This is a genomic window from Streptomyces sp. NPDC058619 (genome assembly GCF_042717785.1).
Lineage (GTDB): Bacteria > Actinomycetota > Actinomycetes > Streptomycetales > Streptomycetaceae > Streptomyces.
Map to the genome: position 1 here is coordinate 1 of NZ_JBHXQN010000089.1, position 16,260 is coordinate 16,260.

A 16,260-nucleotide genomic window follows, 5' to 3' on the forward strand; every position below is an offset into this window, starting at 1 on the left:
CCGGTCCTGGCAGGGTGGCTGCCTGGGGACCAGCCCGACTGAGACCCGTACCAACGCCGTGGCCGCCCGGGTGGATGACCTCGGTGCGTGGATCGGCGAGCTGAGTTCGCGGCGTTCTGCGGCGGTGAACGAGGCCGGTGGCAGCAGCAGCATCCGTTGGGCGGACTTCGATGGTGACCGCAAGCCGGACTACATCACCATCGCCGACAACGGCGCCGTCTCCGTGTGGCTGAACCGCGGTGGCGACGGTGCCGGCGGGTGGACCGAGCTCGGCCAAGTCGCGGTGGGCACCACCACCGACCGCAGCCGCGTGCGCCTGGCGGACTTCGACGGCGACGGGAAGTTCGACTACCTCGTCGTCAACCCCGACGGCACCGTCAAGGCATGGCTCAACCGCGGCGGCGACAAGGTCGCACCGTGGGAGGAGATCGGCCAGGTTGCTTCCGGCGTGACCGCCGACGTCAGCAAGGTCCGCTTCGCCGACTGGGACGGCGACGGCCGCACGGACTACATCGTGTTCAACGACGCCAACAACTTCGAGGTCTACCTCAACCGCGGCGGCGACAGCGTCGCGCCGTGGCAGGGCATCGGCAAGGTCACCACCGCCACCAACGACCGCGCCCGAGTCCGGTTCGCCGACAGTGACGGTGACGGCAGGGCCGACTACTTCGTCGTCAAGGCCAACGGTGGGGTCGACCTCTACCTCAACCGCGGCGGCGACGTCGTCGCCAACGGCTGGCAGTGGGTCGGACAGATCACCACCGGTGCGACCACCGACCACACAAAGGTCCAGTTCGTCGACTTCAGCGCCGACACCCACGCCGACTACGTCCTCGCCGACAAGGACACGGCTGGCAGCGCCACCGTCTACCGCTGGAACGGCGGCGACACGTCCGGCCCCAACGGCTGGACCAACATCGGCAAGGTCGCCTACGGCGGCGTGTGACTCCCGGCCCGCTGTGAGTCCCATTCCCAGGTGACCCCGCTCGCCCGGCAGCCCGGATAGGAGCCGCCAGGCAGCCGTGGACCTGTCAGCCCGCCCGTCACCTCGGCTCACGTGGTGGCGGGCGGGCGCGTTCACGGGCCGGGCGCTCAGCGGGCGCCCGGTCTTCCCCGTCCTCCGGCCCGCGCGGAGTCAAGCGCCCCTTGGCCTCCGGTGTCCGGGCCCGCTCTACCGAAGGCCACAGACCGACGTGACCAAACACACCGTGTCCCTGAGCATCACCCTCATCGGAGCTCTGGGCCTGCTTGCCCTGGGCGGCGGGACAGCCGCCGCTGCGCCGCAGCCGACACCGCCCCTGATCAAGATCATGCCGCTCGGCGACTCCATCACCGTCGGTGTCGGCAGCTCTCACGGCGCCGGCTACCGCTCCCCCCTATGGGACCTGATGAACGGCCAGAACCGTTACACCGCGGACTTCGTCGGCTCAGGAGCCTCCGGCAGCGTCCAAGACCCGGACAATGAAGGCCGCAGCGGCTGGACCATCGACGGCATCCGGTCCGGCATCGACCAGTGGCAGACCGCCGCAGACCCTGATGTGGTGCTGCTGCATCTGGGCATCAACGACCTGAGACACCACAGCGTGAACCCCCTCACGGCGGCGGCCAACCTGTCGGCACTCGTCGACCGCATCCAGGCGAACCAGCCCGGAGTGGACATCATCGTCCAGGGCCTCCTCCCGGACACCCCCGGACTCGAGCAGCAGACCAGGGACTTCAACTCCTCCATCGCCGACGAGGAAGCCGGCCGCCGAAGCCGCGGAGAGCACTTCCGCTACGTCGCCCCACCGCGGCTCGACGTCGCGGCTGAGCTGCCCGATCAGCTGCACCCCAACGACGCCGGCTACCGCAAGATGGCCGCTGCCTACCATGCCGGTATCGAGCAGGCCGTCACCGACGGCTGGGCCGTCCGGCCGCGCGTCTCGCGGACCGGAACCGAAGCCGGGGGCTCCGGGAGCGTGCGATGGGCCGATTTCGACGGCGACGGACGCCCTGACCGGCTCACCATCTCAGACGACGGCAAGGTACGCGCCTGGCTCAACCAGGGTGGACTCCCCGGGGGCGGATGGAAGTCCCTCGGCACCGTCGCCACGGGAACGACCACCGACCGCGGCCGTGTCCACCTCGCGGACTTCGACGGTGACGGCCGTAGCGACTACTGGGCCGTCAACACCGACGGATCCGTCAATGTCCACCTCAACCGGGGCGGTGACACCGGCGGTGGATGGGCAGACCTCGGCAAGGTCGCCTACGGGGCGACGAACCGGCCCGAGCAGGTCCGCATCGCCGACTTCGACGGAGACGGCAGGGGCGACTACCTCACCATCGCCGACAGCGGAGCCGTCCACGCCTACCTCAACCGGGGCGGTGACAAGGTCGCCCCGTGGCAGCACATGGGCCAGGTCGGCTATGGAACCACGAGCGACCGCAGTCGCATCCGCCTCGCCGACTACGACGGCGACGGACGAGCCGACTACTGGACCGTCAAGCCCGACGGCAGCCTCACCACCCACCTCAACCGCGGCGGCGACGGCCACGGCGGCTGGCAGCCCTTGGACCAGACAGCCACCGGAGTAACCACCACCCAGGACCGGGTCCACCTCGTCGACTTCAACGCCGACACCCATGCCGATTACCTCCTCACCGGCCCCACGGGCAGCATCACCGCCTACCTCTTCAACGGAGGTGATTCGTCCGGCCCCAACGGCTGGACCCACATCGGTACCATCACCGACAACACCACCCCCTAACCCGGCCGGCAACGGCAGCCGTGCCCAGGCCGGAACGTGGGCCAAGTCCACAACTCCGGTCCCCTACGACCACAGCGCCCCGCACACCGAGCAGATGGGCGGAAGCCGTGGCTCGGTCGGGGGGTGCGGAACCCACCCACACCCAGGCGCCGCCCAACAGAGTCCCCCTGTCCCCCGCCGAAGAGACGGAGCAGGGGCACCCTGGACTCGTCTCCGCGGGCCCCCTGCCGGCACTGGGAACGTTCGGTGAGCGCGTGGCGATCGCACTGGCCAGGAAGCAGGGGTGCTCGGTAGCGCCAGTGCACGACGCCGAGCCGACTGGTCAGATGCCTACACGGGTGGGCAGAGCGTCCGCCCGTCCGTAGCCGAGCACCTGGGCGAGGACTTCGCGGAACAGGACGATGTCTTCAGCCGGCGCTTCGATGACAGCCTCGATCTCACTGTCGGTCAACCGCAGGTCTTCCAGCGCATCAGGGTCGAGTGAGACGCGGAGGACGTCGCCCGTCAGAACAGCTTCCCGCACACAGCCATATGCGGTCCCTTGCCCGGCTGTGACCAGGCAGTGCGTGTCCATCCCCAGGGCGACCTCTTGATCATCAGGCTCCTCCTCTCCCGCCATGAACGTCAAGATGAAGCCGCTTCCGTCCTCGCCCTCGGCAAGGGCGGCTTCGGTGAAGTAGCCGTCAGGGTCGATCTCGGTTCGCGCGGCGCGGGCGGTGAATCGATACGTCATGACGGGGTTCTATCAGCGTGTCCAGCTGAGCAATGAGGCAGGGGCGGGCCCGGTGTTCCAGGTAACCCGGCACGCCGAGGACGTCGGACGCCGCAGCCCGCCACCTCGCCCGCAGATTCCTCGCCGACGTCCAAGACGTCCACCACCTGCCGGTCAGCGAGCGTGCCCGGGACGTCGTGGAACTCGTCGTCAGCGAGCTCGTCACCAACACCCGAAAATACGCGCCCCCAGCCTGCTGCACCTGGAAGTCCGGGACGGCTTCATGGATGTGGCGGTATGGGACAGCAACCCAACCCGCCCGCGATCCTTCCCACCGACCCCCTGCGCATCGGACAACAAGGACTCGCGATCGTCATGGGCGTAGCCCGCGCCTTCGGAATCGAGCGCGGACCCGACGGAAAGCACATCACCGCGACCATCGCCCTCACCGACGACTGAAGGGCCGGGACGAACGGGTCGACATACCGACTTCACCCTGAAGAGCCGAAGTCAGTAGCCAGCCGCTGACGAGGTCGCGGCGACGCCCAGGACGGGGCGTGCTGGACCCGGCGCACCTGGTCGCCCGCGAAGTCGCACCCAGTCACCGTTCGGTCGGCCGTTTGCCTCGCGCGGTCCTGAAGTTCCCCCTCTGATCTGAACTGCTTCCTCCGGGACCCATACGTCCCAGTAGCAACCTGTCCAGATCAGAGGGGAAACTTCACATTGGACACTCCCGGGGTGGCGGTCAGTCGGCCTTGCTCACCGCGGCGTCGAGGAGGGGGCCGAGTTCCCGGGTCACCGCCGTGAGAGCGCGGATGTCCCGCTCGGCGCGGGCGATGAGGATCGCCCCCTCCAGGGCGCTGATCATGAGGGTGGCGAGCGCTTCGGTCCGCTCCTCGGGCACGCCCATCTCTGCCAGGGCCAGGGCCGCCGAGCCGTTCCAGGTGCTGAAAGCGGCGGATGCGGCCTCCCGGGTGGACACGGTGGACTCCGCGCAGTCCACCGTTGCGGCGGCAACGGGGCATCCACATGCGAAACCGGCGGCCTCGTACTCGTCGGTCCACTGGCGCACCATCTCGGCGAACAGGCCGCTGGGTGTCGGCTCGGGCAGCGCGGCGAGGAAGCGGGCGATCCGGTTACCCGCGTACCGGCCAGCCCAGCCCACCGCCTCGTTGACGAGCTGCTCCTTGCCGCCGGGGAAGTAGTGCTGGAGCGAACCGCGCGGCGCCTCAGCGTCGGCGGCGACCTCGCGCATACCCGTTGAGGCGACCCCGTCGCGCCGGATGAGCTGGGCCGCGCTGAAGACCATCCGCTCACGTGGTCCGCGTCGGGACATCTCTGTTGCCGCCATCCTCGACCTCCACCACCGTTCCACCGTTCCGGGAGTCTTCCAAAAGACCACCCTATGACCACCGTCGTAGGTCCGAGTACTATGACCGCTGTCATAGCCTGCAGCAGTGAAAGCTCGGTCTCGTCGTGGGCCGGAAACGGCGGTGCATCATGTACGTAGGCTTCTTCGGTCTCGGGGTCATGGGGAGGCCCATGTCGCTCAACCTCGCGCGAGCGGGGACGCCCCTTGTCGTCTGGAACCGCACCGCGGCCGAATGCGAGCCCCTGCGAGCCGTCGGAGCCGAGGTCGCGGCGAGCCCTGCCGAGGTCTTCGAGCGAGCCGACATGGTGATCCTCATGCTGGCCGACGAGACCGCCGTCGACGCGGTCTTGGGACGCGGCACCCGGGACTTCGCCGCATGCGTCGCCGGACACACCGTCGTCCACATGGGGACGACCTCGCCGGAGTACTCGAGCAGCCTTCAGGACGACATCCGGGCTGCGGGCGGGAGATACGTCGAGGCCCCGGGTCTCCGGTTCCCGCGTCCCGGCGGAGCAGGGGCAGTTGGTGTCGATGCTGGCAGGTGACGCCGACGCCGTGGAGGCCGTGCGGCCCTTGCTCGCCCCCATGTGCCGAGAAACGTTCGACTGCGGCCCGGTCCCGGACGCCCTGCTGATGAAACTCTCGGTGAACCTGTTCCTGATCACGCTGGTCACCGGTCTGACCGAGGCGTTCCACTTCGCCGACCGGTACGGACTCGACCAGCGCCTACTCCTGGACGTCCTGGACGCGGGCCCGATGGCCAGCGCCGTCTCCCGCCTGAAGGCCCCCAAACTGCTGGCCCGCGACTTCGCAGTCCAGGCGGCGGCTACGGACGTCCTGAAGAACAACCGGCTGATCGCGGAAGCCGCCCGGAAGGCCAAGCTTGCCTCTCCTCTCCTCGACGTTTGCCACAACCTCTATGAGGAGACCGTGGCGCAGGGTTACGGCGGCGAGGACATGGTGGCCGTACTACGCGCACTCGAGGCCCGGACCGACAGCACACGCCTCAACGGCGCCGCTTTGTCCGTGAGTTACGGCTCTGGTTCACTTTCTGTGGAGGCTCACGGAAAGTGATGTCAGCGGGGTGTGGTGGGATGGCCGGACTCTACCGTTGATCTGCTGGGAGGCCATTGACAGAGACGGCCAGCGGAGAGCTCATCGTGGTGAAGAGGTGGACGAAGGATCGCGGCGAGGAGACCCGGCGCAGCCCCCTGCCCCACCAGGAGGATGTTCACGGGCTCGGGCATGGCCTCGGCCGGCACGAGGGGTACATGTACCGGTGTGACACGACTCCAGTGGCCGCGCATCGGGGCCCGCGCTGCCGACATCGTCACCGGCTACGACCAGGTCGGCGGCTGTCTCCGGCAGGCCTTCTCTTCGCGCACTGGAAGAGGTGGGCGTGGTCGAGCGCCACGCCCACAGCGAGCGCCCACTGCGCTTCGAATACCACCTCACGGAGGCCGGCCGCGATCTCGCACCGGTGATGATCGACGTGCGGGCGCCAGGATGGGATCGGCCCGGGCCGATCGAAGGCTCCTGAACTCAGCTTGACAGTCGGGGATCTTGGATCGGTCGAGGTCAGGTGCCGAGGGTTCGCCAGGACTTCGGCCGGGGTATCTCGCGCTGGTCGAGTCACATCTGCGGTCCCCCGCTGAAAAGCAACCCCGGCGCCGACGCGGAATGGTCACGGGTTCGGGCAGCACCGGGCCTTCCTCGCGGGCCGAGCGCGGCGGGGTCTCAGCGCCAGTCGTCGATCACGTAGGCGTCGGGGTGGCTGTAGCCGGGTTCGTTGGGCCTGTGCATGGTCACGCCCTGCAACCAAGTGCGGAAACCGCGGTCGACCATTCGCCGGTAGGCATCCTGGCGGGCCAGGTTCATTCCGGCGTCCAGTTGCCCCAGGCCGCGCTCGGCGGCGAGCCGCTCGCACGCGGTGAGCAGTCGTTCGAACCGGTCAGACGCCTCCGGGCCAGGGCGCACGGCGCCGAACTTGACGAAGCACACGTCCTCTCCGGCCTCCGACCCGGCTCCGCAGTGGCAGACGGCCAAGCCATCGAGCTCGGAGCCGGCCCCCTGGAGCAGGATGGTGTCACCGAGTCCCTGCGCGTGCGTGGCCACGATCTCGCGTTCCACGCTCAGGCCCTCGAACACGCCCCCGGTCAGTGTGCGACAGAGGCTCAGGGCGTCGAGTCGCTCGGCGGCAGCAAGCTCGCCGTACAGCACTCGGCCGGGGACCCCTGCGCTGCCTGCGACCTGCTTCTTCATGATGGCTGTGAGGAATCGGGGCCAGAAACCGTACCGACGGTAGAGCTCGAGGTGCTTCGGACTGTGCGAAAAGGTGAACAGGCCCAGGTGGCGGTTCTCCCAGGTGTCGAAGCAGTCCATGACCGGCTCCATGAGACGCCTGCCGACGCCCTGGTCCCACAGGTCCGGACGTACGGTCAGCGGGCCGAAGTACCCGACGCTGCCCCAGTTGACGGCGAAGTTCGATGCAACAACTTCGCCCTCGACCGTCGCTGCGAAGGCCGCCTCTGGATCGGCCGCCCAGCGAGTGCGGACGTAGTCGGCGGTCCCGAAGAACGTCTTCGGCTCGGGAGCCCCGAGGAACGTCCCGAAGGCGACCCTGAAGATCTCGTCGGCCCGATCCAGGTCCGCCTCACCCAGCGGGCGGACCGACACAGGGCCCGTGCCACTCTTGCGCTCCCCTGCCGGTGGGATCATCGCTCTCTCCTTCCCGACCCCCTGTTTCATCGCACCACGGGCGTGCGCCGCAGGCGAGGCGAAAGGTCCGCCGATACCCAGAAACCGAGGACCCGGCCAGTCTGCCTTGCCTTTCCGCCGGGAACTGCAGCCGTAACCAGGCCGAATACCGACTGGTCGAACAACGGCTACAACGGGTAGCGAGGCCCAGGAAGGCCACCCCCCGCCCTAGACGGGGAGTCAGTCGACGGGTGCTGTCCGTTCTTGGCAGCACCGGAGCCGCCGATCATTCGCAGCAGTCGCACCCGAAACGGCAACCGCACGCGTCGGCCTCAGCCACCGATGTGGTCGCAACGGCGGCGGGGGCCGCGCAGCAGCCCTTGCCCTGCCAGGCGTCGCGGCTTCCTTGACCGCGATCGCGGCGATGACGAGGGCGGCGATGGGGTCGGCCCAGGACCAGCCGAGGGTGGCGTTGAGGACCAGGCCGACCAGGAGAACGGCGGACAGGTAGGTACACAGCAGGTTCTGCTTGGAGTCAGCGACGGCGCTGGCGGAGCCGAGCTCGCGGCCGGCCTTGCGCTGGGCGGCGGACAGGAACGGCATCACGGCCAGGGACAGGGCGGCGATGACGATGCCGGGGATGGAGCGTTCAGCCTCGCCGGTCCCGGCCAGCGCGCGGACGGCGTCGATGCTGACGAACGCGGCGAGCGCGAAGAACGACACCACGATGATCCGCAGGGTGCGCTTCTCCCGCGCCTCGCGTACTGCGGTGCTCGCGGGCGGAGAACTGCCAGGTCACGGCGGCCGCGGAGGAGACCTCGATCACCGCGTCCAGGCCGAAGTCGATCAGCGCGGTGGAGGAGGCGATCGTCCCGGCGGTGATCGCGACGGCCGCCTCGATGACGTTGTAGGTGATGGTGGCCGCGACCAGCAGCCGTATCCGCTTGGCGAGCGCGTCCCGGCGGACCGGGGAGGGGTCTATGCCGATGGATATCTCAGCGGTCGTCTCAGCAGCAGCCCTTCTCGTCCGCGTCCACACAGGTCTTGTCGGCCTCGACCGCCATCACGGCGGTGCGCAGGTCATCCAGCGCGTGCCCGAGGCGTTCGTCGGCGAGCTCGTAGCGGGTGCGGCGGCCGACCGGCACCGCGACGACCAGTCCGCAGTCGCGCAAACACGCCAGGTGGTTCAACAGCCGGGTGCGGGAGATGCCCAGGGAGTCGGCGAGGTCGGCCGGGTGGGCCGGGGCCTCGCGCAGGACGAGGAGGATCCTGCAGCGGATCGGGTCGGCGAGGGCGCGGCCGAACCGCGCCAGCACCTCGATGTCAGCAGCGAGAGTCAGCACGCAATGACGGTACACGAATGCCTGAATTCACAGAATCCTGCATTATCGAATCTTGCGCCACCCTCACCACAGGTGCCTGGCGACACCCCGCCTGCACCGCTGTTGCTCCCGGGCGGCAGTGGCAGGCGTAGCTCACGGCGGTCCAACTTCGCTGGCAACGGATCCAGGTTCCGTGTCACAGGACAACCGGTCACCCGGGGCATGTCAGGCGCACAGCCCGGGAGGACCACCACACCTCCCGGTCCATCGGGTTGTCGGGGCCGGGCCGACGGCTGAAGTCGCGGGTGGCCCTCACGCGGTACTCGTAGCTGCTGTCCGAATAGGGACCGCGGACCTCGAGTACCTCGGCGGTTCCCTCGGGTGTGATCGAACCGGTCGCCCACTGCTGGCCGATGTGGGTGACGCGGGTGCCATGGGGCAGCGGATGGGTCACAAATTCTCCTTCAGGTCGGTACCGGGCGCCGTCGTACGGCGAAGTCACCGGCGCCGCGCGCGGCGTCCGGGGCAAAGGGGACGGGGCGGGCGCGAAGTTCCGCCGACGGGAGGTCAACCGGAGCTACCGGGCGCCGTTTCGCGAAGCGCGGCGGGCGCCGAGGTCCAGGCGGGGTGGGTGAGGTAGGCGGCCAGGGAGCGTTCGAACGCCGGCTCGGGGTCGTCGGCGCAGAGGTCGTACGGGCGGGCTCCGGGCCGGAAGGAGGCGGCGCGGCACCGGGCATATACCGGCCGCGCTCCACGTTGCAACCACGTCCGGAAGATTCCGGACTTCTGGGCGACCGGGCAACCAGGCATGTAGGCCCGCCGACGATCTGCCCGAGACCGACTCGACCTCGAACGGGCGTTGAGGGTACCACCGCCCACCCCAAGCGGCCGGTGTGCGGCGAGTCGCTGGTCTGCATGGGTTCGGCGGCTGGCAGTCTGTCGCATCTCCCCAGCATCCGAGCGCGGGTGAGCTGAGTGCGGTCCCGGGTGGTCCTGCCCGGGGCCACGCCCGGGCCGCTGGTGCACGATGCCCCGGGTCGGACGACCGCCCTCGCCGATAGGGCCAGAGGAGTCCAGCGGGGGCACTCCTGCCCTTGCCAAGTTGCTGTTGTGGCGTACTCCACTCTGCGCTGGCCACGAAGCCGCTCCTTGTCCCCCGAGGTGCCAGCCAGTCGAGTAGGTATGTGAGGATCGGCGTGAGGGCAGTCTGTGACTGCTTCGTTCGGGGCTGACCGCAGCCACAGGCGTGAAGGGGTACAGGGGCATGGACAGCGAGGGCATGCTGGTGCTGCCCGATGAAGGCGACACGCGGATCATCGTGTGCCGGGGCGATCTCGACATGGACACCCTTGCCCCGTTCATTGCCGCCACTCAAGAGGCTGTGGCCGACGAGGGCGTCAGGCGGATCATCATCGACGTGGCGCAGGTGACCTTCGCCGACTCCTCCATGCTCAACGCCCTGCTGACCACTCATCGCCGTGGATGCCTGATCCTCGTCGGCCCCCTGCAGGACCAGCTCGCCCGCCTGCTGGAGATGACCGGTGCAGACACGGTCTTCACCATCACGGGCAGCCTCGAGGCCGCCCGCGCCCAGCCCCTGCGCTGACCTCGAACGTCGGGGACGTACGGGATGGGCCCCGCCGTCGGGGCGTTTGAGGCGGTTCCTCGCCCGGACCATGCGCCTGTACTCGTCTACCGGAGCGGGCGTAGCCTGGTGCTGCTGCGGCGGCGGGACCGGGGGAGGTCATTCACCCCTCCCGCCGCCGCACTCCACGGCTCGACGGTTCCCGGGTCACCCGAGAGCCGCCTATGCGCACGCGGGCCCAGTCGGCGGGAACACCGGTCGACTGGCCCTGCCGCCCGCGGATGAGGGCCTTTTGCCCTTCGTCGGATCAGGGAGTACCGCCGTCCCAGAGGAGCGGTCCCTCAGGATCGGCTTCGCAGGATCGGCTTCGGAGGGGCTGTAGAGCGCCCGGCCGCCGGGGCCGAACAGCCCCAGGTCAGTAACCAGGAGCACGCCCTCCGTCCGCTCCTGTACGGACCAGCCGGTGACGTCGAGTAGCTCGCCGTCGAGGGGGCCGCCCACCAGGTCCACGTACTCGTGTCCCGGGACCGGCTCACACGGCCGTCGTCGTCTGTGCCGTACACCCGCCGTGCATGCGTCTCACTCACCCCGCCAGCCTGCCCGCTGCCCCAGCCCGTCCACCAGGCGAACGGGTGAATCAGGCGCCCGCAGCGTGAACAGAGCAGCCGCGATGCGCCGGGGCGCAGGCATCGGATCCATGGCCGGACTAGGTGTATTGCCCCGGGAGGTTGCGGACGGGTGATGGAGGTCTCGGCTAGGTGTCTTGAATGGGTGAGGGCCTTCCGGGTTCGGTGTGGATTGCGACATCTACACCGACCGAAAGGCCCTCATGCCCCACCGTAATGCACCCCTGACCGAGACCGGACGGCTGCGCCTGGCCCGCTGTGTGGTCGTGGACGGCTGGACCTACCGCCGGGCAGCCGAGCGCTTCCAGGTCTCGCCGACGACGGCCCAGCGGTGGGCCGACCGCTACCGCGATCACGGCGAAGCGGGCATGCGCGACCGGTCCTCGCGTCCCCGCCACAGCCCGCGCCGGACCCCGACCCGCACGGAGCGCCGGATGTCGACGTCCGCCTCGTCCGCCGCTGGGGACCCGCCCGCATCGCCCATCACCTGCGGCTGGTGCCCTCGACCGTCCACCGCGTCCTGACCCGCTACCGCCTCGCCCGGCATATGACCGCAAGAATCGTCGCGATGAGCGACAGGGCGGCAAGGGCTGCGAAGAGGTGTGCGTAGCCGCCGAGGGGACCCGCGAGGGCGGCGCCGGCCCATGGGGCGAGGGCTGCGGCAATGTGGGCGGGGGCTCCGAGGAGACCGGAGAGGCGGCCGTAGTGCGTGGTGCCCCAGCGGTCGGTGACGGCGGTGGCCTGGAGGAGGGTGAGGTTGCCGCGGACGATTCCCGCCAGGAGGGCGAGGACGACCAGCAAGGGCATCGGGCCAGGGACGAGGGCAAGAGCGGCTGTGCTGGCGCCGCCGAGGGCGATGAGGGTGGCCGTGCGGGACGTGACCGATGTGCGGGCCGACAGGCTTGCGTACACGGTGCGTCCGAGGGTCTGGCCTGCCCCGCCGAGTCCCAGCGCCCAGGCGGCTGTTGAGGCGCTGGCGCCGCGCTCGGTGAGGAGTGGGATGAGGCCGATGACCACCGCGTACATGGCGAAGCTGGAGAGGGTGAAGGCCGAGGCGAGGAGGAGGAAGGGGCGACTTCGGGGGATCGGGGTGCGGTCCGTTGTTGGTGGCTGGGGTGGGGCGGCAGGCCACGGGGCGCGCAGGGCCAGGGCGTGTGCGGGGATGGTGATGGCCGCGAGGATCACGGCGAGGACCGCGTACGTCTGCCGCCAGCTGAGGTGTTCGGCCAGGACGGCGGTCAGCGGGGCGAAGACGGTGGAGGCCAGTCCGCCGGCGAGGGTGACGATGGTCAGGGCGCGGATGCGGTCGGGGCCCCACCAGCGGGTGAGGGCGGCGAAGGCGGGCGGGTAGAAGGTGGCCGCCATCGCAATGCCCGCCAGCATCCAGCCCAGGAAGAAGACGGGCAGGCTGGGGGCGGCCGCGATCACCAAGAGCGCGAGCACACCGATGACCGAGCCGACGGTCATGACCGCGCGGGGACCGCGCTGATCGAGGACGCGGCCGACCGGGATGCCCACCACGCCGGAGACGAGAAGGGCCATGGAGAACGCGCCCGTTGCCGCGTTAACGGACCAGCCGGTGTCGGCTGTCAGGCGTGACAGGAGGACGGGGAACGCGTAGTAGACGATGCCCCAGCTGGTGATCTGGGTGGCGCACAGGGCGGGCAGCGCGGCGCGCGGCCGCGACCGGCCCCCCGTCCCGATCGCGGCCGCGCCGCTGTGAAGGTTTGTCACTTTGCCGGTCAGCAGCCGCCGGAAGAGGCCGGGGCGCCGATGGCGAGCGTGGCGGGCGCCGCGCAGCAGCCGCCACCGGTCGCTTCGGCAGCCTCGGGCTCGTCGAACAGGCCCGCACCACCACAGACGCCGGTCTCGGGGAGGGTGAGCTCAACTCGCTCGGCGGCCTCGATGTTGCCGGCGAGGGCGGCGGCGATGGAGCGGACCTGCTCGTAGCCGGTCATGGCCAGGAAGGTGGGGGCGCGGCCGTACGACTTCATGCCGACCAGGAAGACGTCCTTCTCCGGGTGCGAGAGCTCGTTGACACCGTGCGGGTAGACGGTGCCGCAGGAGTGCTGGTTGGGGTCGATCAGGGGGGCGAGCTCGGCCGGGGCCTGGAGGCGCTCGTCGAGGCCCAGGCGGAGCTCGTTCAGGAAGGAGAGGTCGGGGCGCAGGCCGGTGAGGACGATGACCTCGTCGACCGGATCCAGACGGCGACCGTCCTCGGCGACCAGGACCAGCTGGTCTCCGGACTTCTCGACACTGCTGGTGCGGAAGCCGGTGACGGCGTCGGCATGGCCGTTGTCGATGGCCGCCTTCGCCGCGAGGCCGAGGGCGCCACGGGCGGGGAGCTGGTCGGCGGTGCCGCCGCCGAAAGTGGAGCCGCTGATACCGCGGCGCAGGATCCACACGGCGCGCGTGCCGGGGGTTTCCCTGGCGAGCTCGGCCAGGTAGGCGAGGGCGGTGAAGGCGGAGGCGCCGGAGCCGATGACGGCGGTGCGCTTGCCGGTGTAGCGGGCGCGGACGACCGGGTCCTTCAGGTCGGGGATCCGGTACGAGATCCGGTCGACCGCCACCTTCTCGCCGAGGGCGGGGAGGCCGTCACCGCCGATGGGGCTGGGGGTGGACCACGTACCGGAGGCGTCGATGATGGCGCGGGCGGTGATTCGCTCCTCGGTGGCGTCGGCGTTCAGGATGTTGATGGTGAAGGGCTGCTGCTCGCGGTCGGCGTCCACGATCCGGTCGCGGCCGGCGCGGGAGACGCCGGTGACGCGTGCGCCGACGCGGACGCGCTCGCCCAGGACGGCGGCCAGCGGCTGCAGGTACTGCTCTGCCCAGTCGCCGCCGGTCGGGTAGGTTGCCTCCTCCGGCTTCACCCAGCCGGTGGGGGCCAGAAGCTTCTCCGCGGCCGGGTCGACGACCTCACCCCAGGTGGAGAACAGCCGTACGTGGCTCCAGTCCCGCACGGCGCTGCCGGCGACCGGTCCGGCCTCCAGGACCAGGGGCTCGATGCCCTGGTCGACGAGGTGTGCGGCGGCGGCCAGGCCGATGGGGCCGGCTCCGATGACAACGACGGGCAGCTCGATGTTGGCAGGCGCGTTCACGGTCGACTCCTCGGTGTTTCGACATCTGTCGATGGCTTGCGCAGCCAGCATGACACCTGATTCGATGAACGTCAACATAGACATTCGTCGAATCGGTAGATCGTTTATTGGAACACGTCGACGTCGTCGTCGTCGGTGCAGGCCAAGCCGGACTGGCGACGGCATACGCCCTGGTCAGACACGGGCTGAAGCCGGTCGTCCTGGAAGCATCTGACCAGCCGGCTGGATCGTGGCCGCCGCACTACGACAGCCTCACCCTGTTCTCGCCGGCACGGTTCAGCTCCCTGCCGGGGATACTGTTCGACGATGGGGACCCGGACCGCTATCCGCACCGGGACGAGGTCGTTGCGTACCTCGCGGCCTATGCCGCCCGGCTCGACGCCGACATCCGTACCGGTAGGCGCGTGGCGGGGGTCCAGGTGGGTCGCGGGGGCGGGTTCGTTGTCGCGCTGCAGGGCGGTGGCCGAATGTCGGCCCGGGCCGTGGTGTCGGCCTCCGGCAGCTTCGGAACCCCCTACCGACCCGCGCTTCCCGGCCTGGATCAGTGCGAGGGTGCGGTGCTGCATGCCTCCGAGTACCGCAGTCCGGAGGCGTTCGCGGGCCAGCGGGTGATCGTCATGGGCGCGGGCAACACCGCGGTGCAGATAGCGGTCGAACTCGCCTCCGTGGCCCAGGTCACACTGGCCAGCCGCAACCCCGTGAAGTTCGCTCCCCAGCACATCCCCGGCCGCGACATGCACTTCTGGCTCGTCCGCTCAGGCGTGGACTCCGCCCCCATCGGGCGCTTCCTGCACACTCCGCCGACCCAGCCGGCCTTCGACACCGGCCGATATCGAGCCGCCGTCGACGCCGCCGCCCCGGACCGCGACCCGCTCTTCACTTCCATCACGGGCAAGCAGGTCGCGTGACCGGACGGTGTGAAGGAAGAGGTCGACGCGATAGTGCTGGCCACCGGGTATCGCCCCGACCTGCCGTATCTCGAAGACCTCGGCGTCTCTGGCGCCAACGGGCGCCCGCTGCATCGTGACGGCTTCTCCGTTGCGCATGGTCGGCTCGCGTTCGTGGGGCTGGAATGTCAGCGCAGCCTGTCGTCGAACTCGTTGCGCGGGGTCGGACGACACGCCGAGCGGGTCGCTCGCCGCATGGCCTCCGGCCTTCGCGGGTGAGACGCCCCTGGCTGACTAGTTCGACATGTGTCAACATAGACGCATGTCGAATGTGAACGTGTTGCCGCTGCTGGAGCCGGAAGCCGTCGTGCCGTGCTGCCCGCCTCTCACCGAGCGCCCGCTGACCGCGGACGAGGCGGCGCGCACGGCCACGATGTTCAAGGCCTTGGGCGATCCCGTGCGCCTGCGGCTCTTCTCCGCAGTCGCTTCGCACGAGGGAGGCGAGGCCTGCGTCTGCGACATCTCCGACGTGGGCGTCTCCCAGCCGACCGTCTCCCATCACCTGAAGAAGCTCAAGGAAGCCGGACTGCTCTCCTCCGAGCGGCGCGGCACCTGGGTGTACTACCGGGTCGAACCGGCGGTCCTCGCGGCCATGGCCCGGCTCCTGACCCGCGCAGCCAGCGTGTAGGGGGAACCCGGCTCGGCGTCGCGCCCAACCGGAAGCGCCAGCCTGCGTGCCCCCAGGCGATCAGTCGACCTTGAGGAGCGGACCGAACGCTTGCCGGCCGATCTCGATGGCGCGGCCCTGGCTGACGATCTGCCCGCGCACGTCTGGGTGCTCCCGATGCCACAGCTCTGCTGAGGCGCGGCTTGTAAAGAAGTTCACGGAGTCGCAGCACACCGTGACCGCAGGACCATCACCAGCGCGACGGCCGACGAAGACCACCGCTATCGCCGGCTCCCATTCGGCTTCATCGCCGGTGAAGGTGACGGTGACCGGCTGCCCGTCGACCGGATCGGACGAGCGGATCAGCACGTCCTGACCGAGCATGGCGGACATGATGATTGGCTTATTCGCGTAGCTGACTGGCGGTCATCGGCGCGCTCTGTCGTTGGTATTGATCAGAAACTCAAAGGGTTCTCGTCCAGGACGTAGCGGACGTGTGGGCCGCCGAAGTAGCCGCGGACAATGCGTGGCTGACGCTGGCGTC

Annotated in this window: 16 protein-coding genes and 4 pseudogenes; 10 read left to right on the forward strand and 10 right to left on the reverse strand. The window is 69.6% G+C overall.

Translation table 11 applies throughout. From position 1 onward, the window contains the following. Together ACFWTC_RS36655 and ACFWTC_RS36660 are read left to right on the forward strand one after the other, a co-directional pair. Positions 1 to 946: FG-GAP repeat domain-containing protein (locus tag ACFWTC_RS36655; RefSeq protein ID WP_383932104.1), on the forward strand; the 946-nt coding region annotated here is incomplete at its 5' end. 262 nt (positions 947 to 1,208) lie between these two features. Continuing rightward, a complete protein-coding gene (locus ACFWTC_RS36660) occupies positions 1,209 to 2,750 on the forward strand; it encodes an FG-GAP-like repeat-containing protein (RefSeq protein ID WP_384075038.1) in 1,542 nt (513 codons plus the stop codon). A 322-nt stretch (positions 2,751 to 3,072) separates the two neighbouring features. On the opposite strand, the gene ACFWTC_RS36665 is transcribed toward ACFWTC_RS36660, so the two are convergent. After that, positions 3,073 to 3,483 carry an Imm10 family immunity protein gene (locus ACFWTC_RS36665; protein WP_383932100.1) on the reverse strand — a complete coding sequence of 137 codons (411 nt, stop codon included), beginning with the start codon at positions 3,481 to 3,483 and terminating at the stop codon, positions 3,073 to 3,075. Positions 3,484 to 3,759: 276 nt separating this feature from the next. Between ACFWTC_RS36665 and ACFWTC_RS36670 the strand changes: the two genes are divergently transcribed. Then, the gene (locus ACFWTC_RS36670; RefSeq protein WP_384030656.1) at positions 3,760 to 3,921 is read left to right on the forward strand and encodes a hypothetical protein; all 162 of its coding nucleotides are present in this window, start codon (positions 3,760 to 3,762) and stop codon (positions 3,919 to 3,921) included. 286 nt (positions 3,922 to 4,207) lie between these two features. Here ACFWTC_RS36670 and ACFWTC_RS36675 read toward each other — a convergent pair whose 3' ends face one another. Further along, complete coding sequence (locus ACFWTC_RS36675) at positions 4,208 to 4,813, reverse strand: TetR/AcrR family transcriptional regulator (RefSeq protein WP_383932096.1); 606 nt, start codon at positions 4,811 to 4,813, stop codon at positions 4,208 to 4,210. A gap of 149 nt (positions 4,814 to 4,962) precedes the next feature. Here ACFWTC_RS36675 and ACFWTC_RS36680 point away from each other — a divergent pair. After that, a pseudogene (locus ACFWTC_RS36680) lies at positions 4,963 to 5,908 on the forward strand (NAD(P)-dependent oxidoreductase). Positions 5,909 to 6,218: 310 nt separating this feature from the next. Next, positions 6,219 to 6,374, forward strand: coding sequence for a winged helix-turn-helix transcriptional regulator (locus ACFWTC_RS36685; RefSeq protein ID WP_384030659.1), 156 nt, complete (start codon positions 6,219 to 6,221; stop codon positions 6,372 to 6,374). Positions 6,375 to 6,571: 197 nt separating this feature from the next. On the opposite strand, the gene ACFWTC_RS36690 is transcribed toward ACFWTC_RS36685, so the two are convergent. The 4 genes and pseudogenes from ACFWTC_RS36690 to ACFWTC_RS36705 form a co-directional block, all read right to left on the reverse strand. Further along, a complete protein-coding gene (locus ACFWTC_RS36690) occupies positions 6,572 to 7,552 on the reverse strand; it encodes a GNAT family N-acetyltransferase (RefSeq protein WP_383932092.1) in 981 nt (326 codons plus the stop codon). 265 nt (positions 7,553 to 7,817) lie between these two features. Further along, positions 7,818 to 8,519: pseudogene (locus tag ACFWTC_RS36695) on the reverse strand (cation transporter). Positions 8,520 to 8,538: 19 nt separating this feature from the next. Next, on the reverse strand, positions 8,539 to 8,874 hold the full coding sequence (locus tag ACFWTC_RS36700) for an ArsR/SmtB family transcription factor (protein WP_384075041.1): 336 nt from the start codon (positions 8,872 to 8,874) through the stop codon (positions 8,539 to 8,541). A gap of 190 nt (positions 8,875 to 9,064) precedes the next feature. Next, a complete protein-coding gene (locus ACFWTC_RS36705) occupies positions 9,065 to 9,307 on the reverse strand; it encodes a hypothetical protein (RefSeq protein WP_383932088.1) in 243 nt (80 codons plus the stop codon). A gap of 810 nt (positions 9,308 to 10,117) precedes the next feature. Here ACFWTC_RS36705 and ACFWTC_RS36710 point away from each other — a divergent pair. Next, on the forward strand, positions 10,118 to 10,459 hold the full coding sequence (locus tag ACFWTC_RS36710) for an STAS domain-containing protein (RefSeq protein WP_383932086.1): 342 nt from the start codon (positions 10,118 to 10,120) through the stop codon (positions 10,457 to 10,459). A gap of 339 nt (positions 10,460 to 10,798) precedes the next feature. On the opposite strand, the pseudogene ACFWTC_RS36715 reads toward ACFWTC_RS36710, so the two are convergent. After that, a pseudogene (locus tag ACFWTC_RS36715) lies at positions 10,799 to 11,025 on the reverse strand (hypothetical protein); the annotation flags it as partial. 242 nt (positions 11,026 to 11,267) lie between these two features. On the opposite strand from ACFWTC_RS36715, the pseudogene ACFWTC_RS36720 reads away from it, so the two are divergent. Continuing rightward, positions 11,268 to 11,647: pseudogene (locus ACFWTC_RS36720) on the forward strand (helix-turn-helix domain-containing protein); the annotation flags it as partial. On the opposite strand, the gene ACFWTC_RS36725 reads toward ACFWTC_RS36720, so the two are convergent. Both ACFWTC_RS36725 and ACFWTC_RS36730 read right to left on the reverse strand, forming a co-directional pair. After that, positions 11,593 to 12,798 carry an MFS transporter gene (locus ACFWTC_RS36725; RefSeq protein WP_383932084.1) on the reverse strand — a complete coding sequence of 402 codons (1,206 nt, stop codon included), beginning with the start codon at positions 12,796 to 12,798 and terminating at the stop codon, positions 11,593 to 11,595. The pseudogene ACFWTC_RS36720 and the gene ACFWTC_RS36725 sit on opposite strands and share 55 nt — an antisense overlap. 8 nt (positions 12,799 to 12,806) lie before the next feature. Continuing rightward, complete coding sequence (locus tag ACFWTC_RS36730; protein WP_384075044.1) at positions 12,807 to 14,162, reverse strand: NAD(P)-binding domain-containing protein; 1,356 nt, start codon at positions 14,160 to 14,162, stop codon at positions 12,807 to 12,809. A gap of 107 nt (positions 14,163 to 14,269) precedes the next feature. Here ACFWTC_RS36730 and ACFWTC_RS36735 point away from each other — a divergent pair, with 107 nt between their 5' ends. Genes ACFWTC_RS36735 through ACFWTC_RS36745 form a run of 3 tightly spaced genes read left to right on the forward strand, consistent with a single transcriptional unit; the run spans position 14,270 to position 15,737 of the window. Further along, positions 14,270 to 15,070, forward strand: coding sequence for a flavin-containing monooxygenase (locus ACFWTC_RS36735; protein WP_384030680.1), 801 nt, complete (start codon positions 14,270 to 14,272; stop codon positions 15,068 to 15,070). 9 nt (positions 15,071 to 15,079) lie between these two features. After that, positions 15,080 to 15,328 carry a hypothetical protein gene (locus ACFWTC_RS36740; RefSeq protein WP_383932079.1) on the forward strand — a complete coding sequence of 83 codons (249 nt, stop codon included), beginning with the start codon at positions 15,080 to 15,082 and terminating at the stop codon, positions 15,326 to 15,328. A gap of 43 nt (positions 15,329 to 15,371) precedes the next feature. After that, positions 15,372 to 15,737, forward strand: coding sequence for an ArsR/SmtB family transcription factor (locus ACFWTC_RS36745; RefSeq protein WP_383932077.1), 366 nt, complete (start codon positions 15,372 to 15,374; stop codon positions 15,735 to 15,737). A 60-nt stretch (positions 15,738 to 15,797) separates the two neighbouring features. Here ACFWTC_RS36745 and merB read toward each other — a convergent pair whose 3' ends face one another. Further along, the gene (gene merB / locus ACFWTC_RS36750) at positions 15,798 to 16,109 is read right to left on the reverse strand and encodes an organomercurial lyase (protein ID WP_383932075.1); all 312 of its coding nucleotides are present in this window, start codon (positions 16,107 to 16,109) and stop codon (positions 15,798 to 15,800) included. Positions 16,110 to 16,260 lie beyond the last annotated feature (151 nt).

Bases quoted from the DNA above. Each gene is read 5' to 3' on its own strand.
- merB (WP_383932075.1), bottom strand. From the start codon at position 16,109: ATGTCCGCCATGCTCGGTCAGGACGTGCTGATCCGCTCGTCCGATCCG.
- ACFWTC_RS36665 (WP_383932100.1), bottom strand. From the start codon at position 3,483: ATGACGTATCGATTCACCGCCCGCGCCGCGCGAACCGAGATCGACCCT.
- ACFWTC_RS36670 (WP_384030656.1), top strand. From the start codon at position 3,760: ATGGGACAGCAACCCAACCCGCCCGCGATCCTTCCCACCGACCCCCTG.
- ACFWTC_RS36710 (WP_383932086.1), top strand. From the start codon at position 10,118: ATGGACAGCGAGGGCATGCTGGTGCTGCCCGATGAAGGCGACACGCGG.
- ACFWTC_RS36675 (WP_383932096.1), bottom strand. From the start codon at position 4,813: ATGGCGGCAACAGAGATGTCCCGACGCGGACCACGTGAGCGGATGGTC.
- ACFWTC_RS36690 (WP_383932092.1), bottom strand. From the start codon at position 7,552: ATGATCCCACCGGCAGGGGAGCGCAAGAGTGGCACGGGCCCTGTGTCG.
- ACFWTC_RS36745 (WP_383932077.1), top strand. From the start codon at position 15,372: ATGTCGAATGTGAACGTGTTGCCGCTGCTGGAGCCGGAAGCCGTCGTG.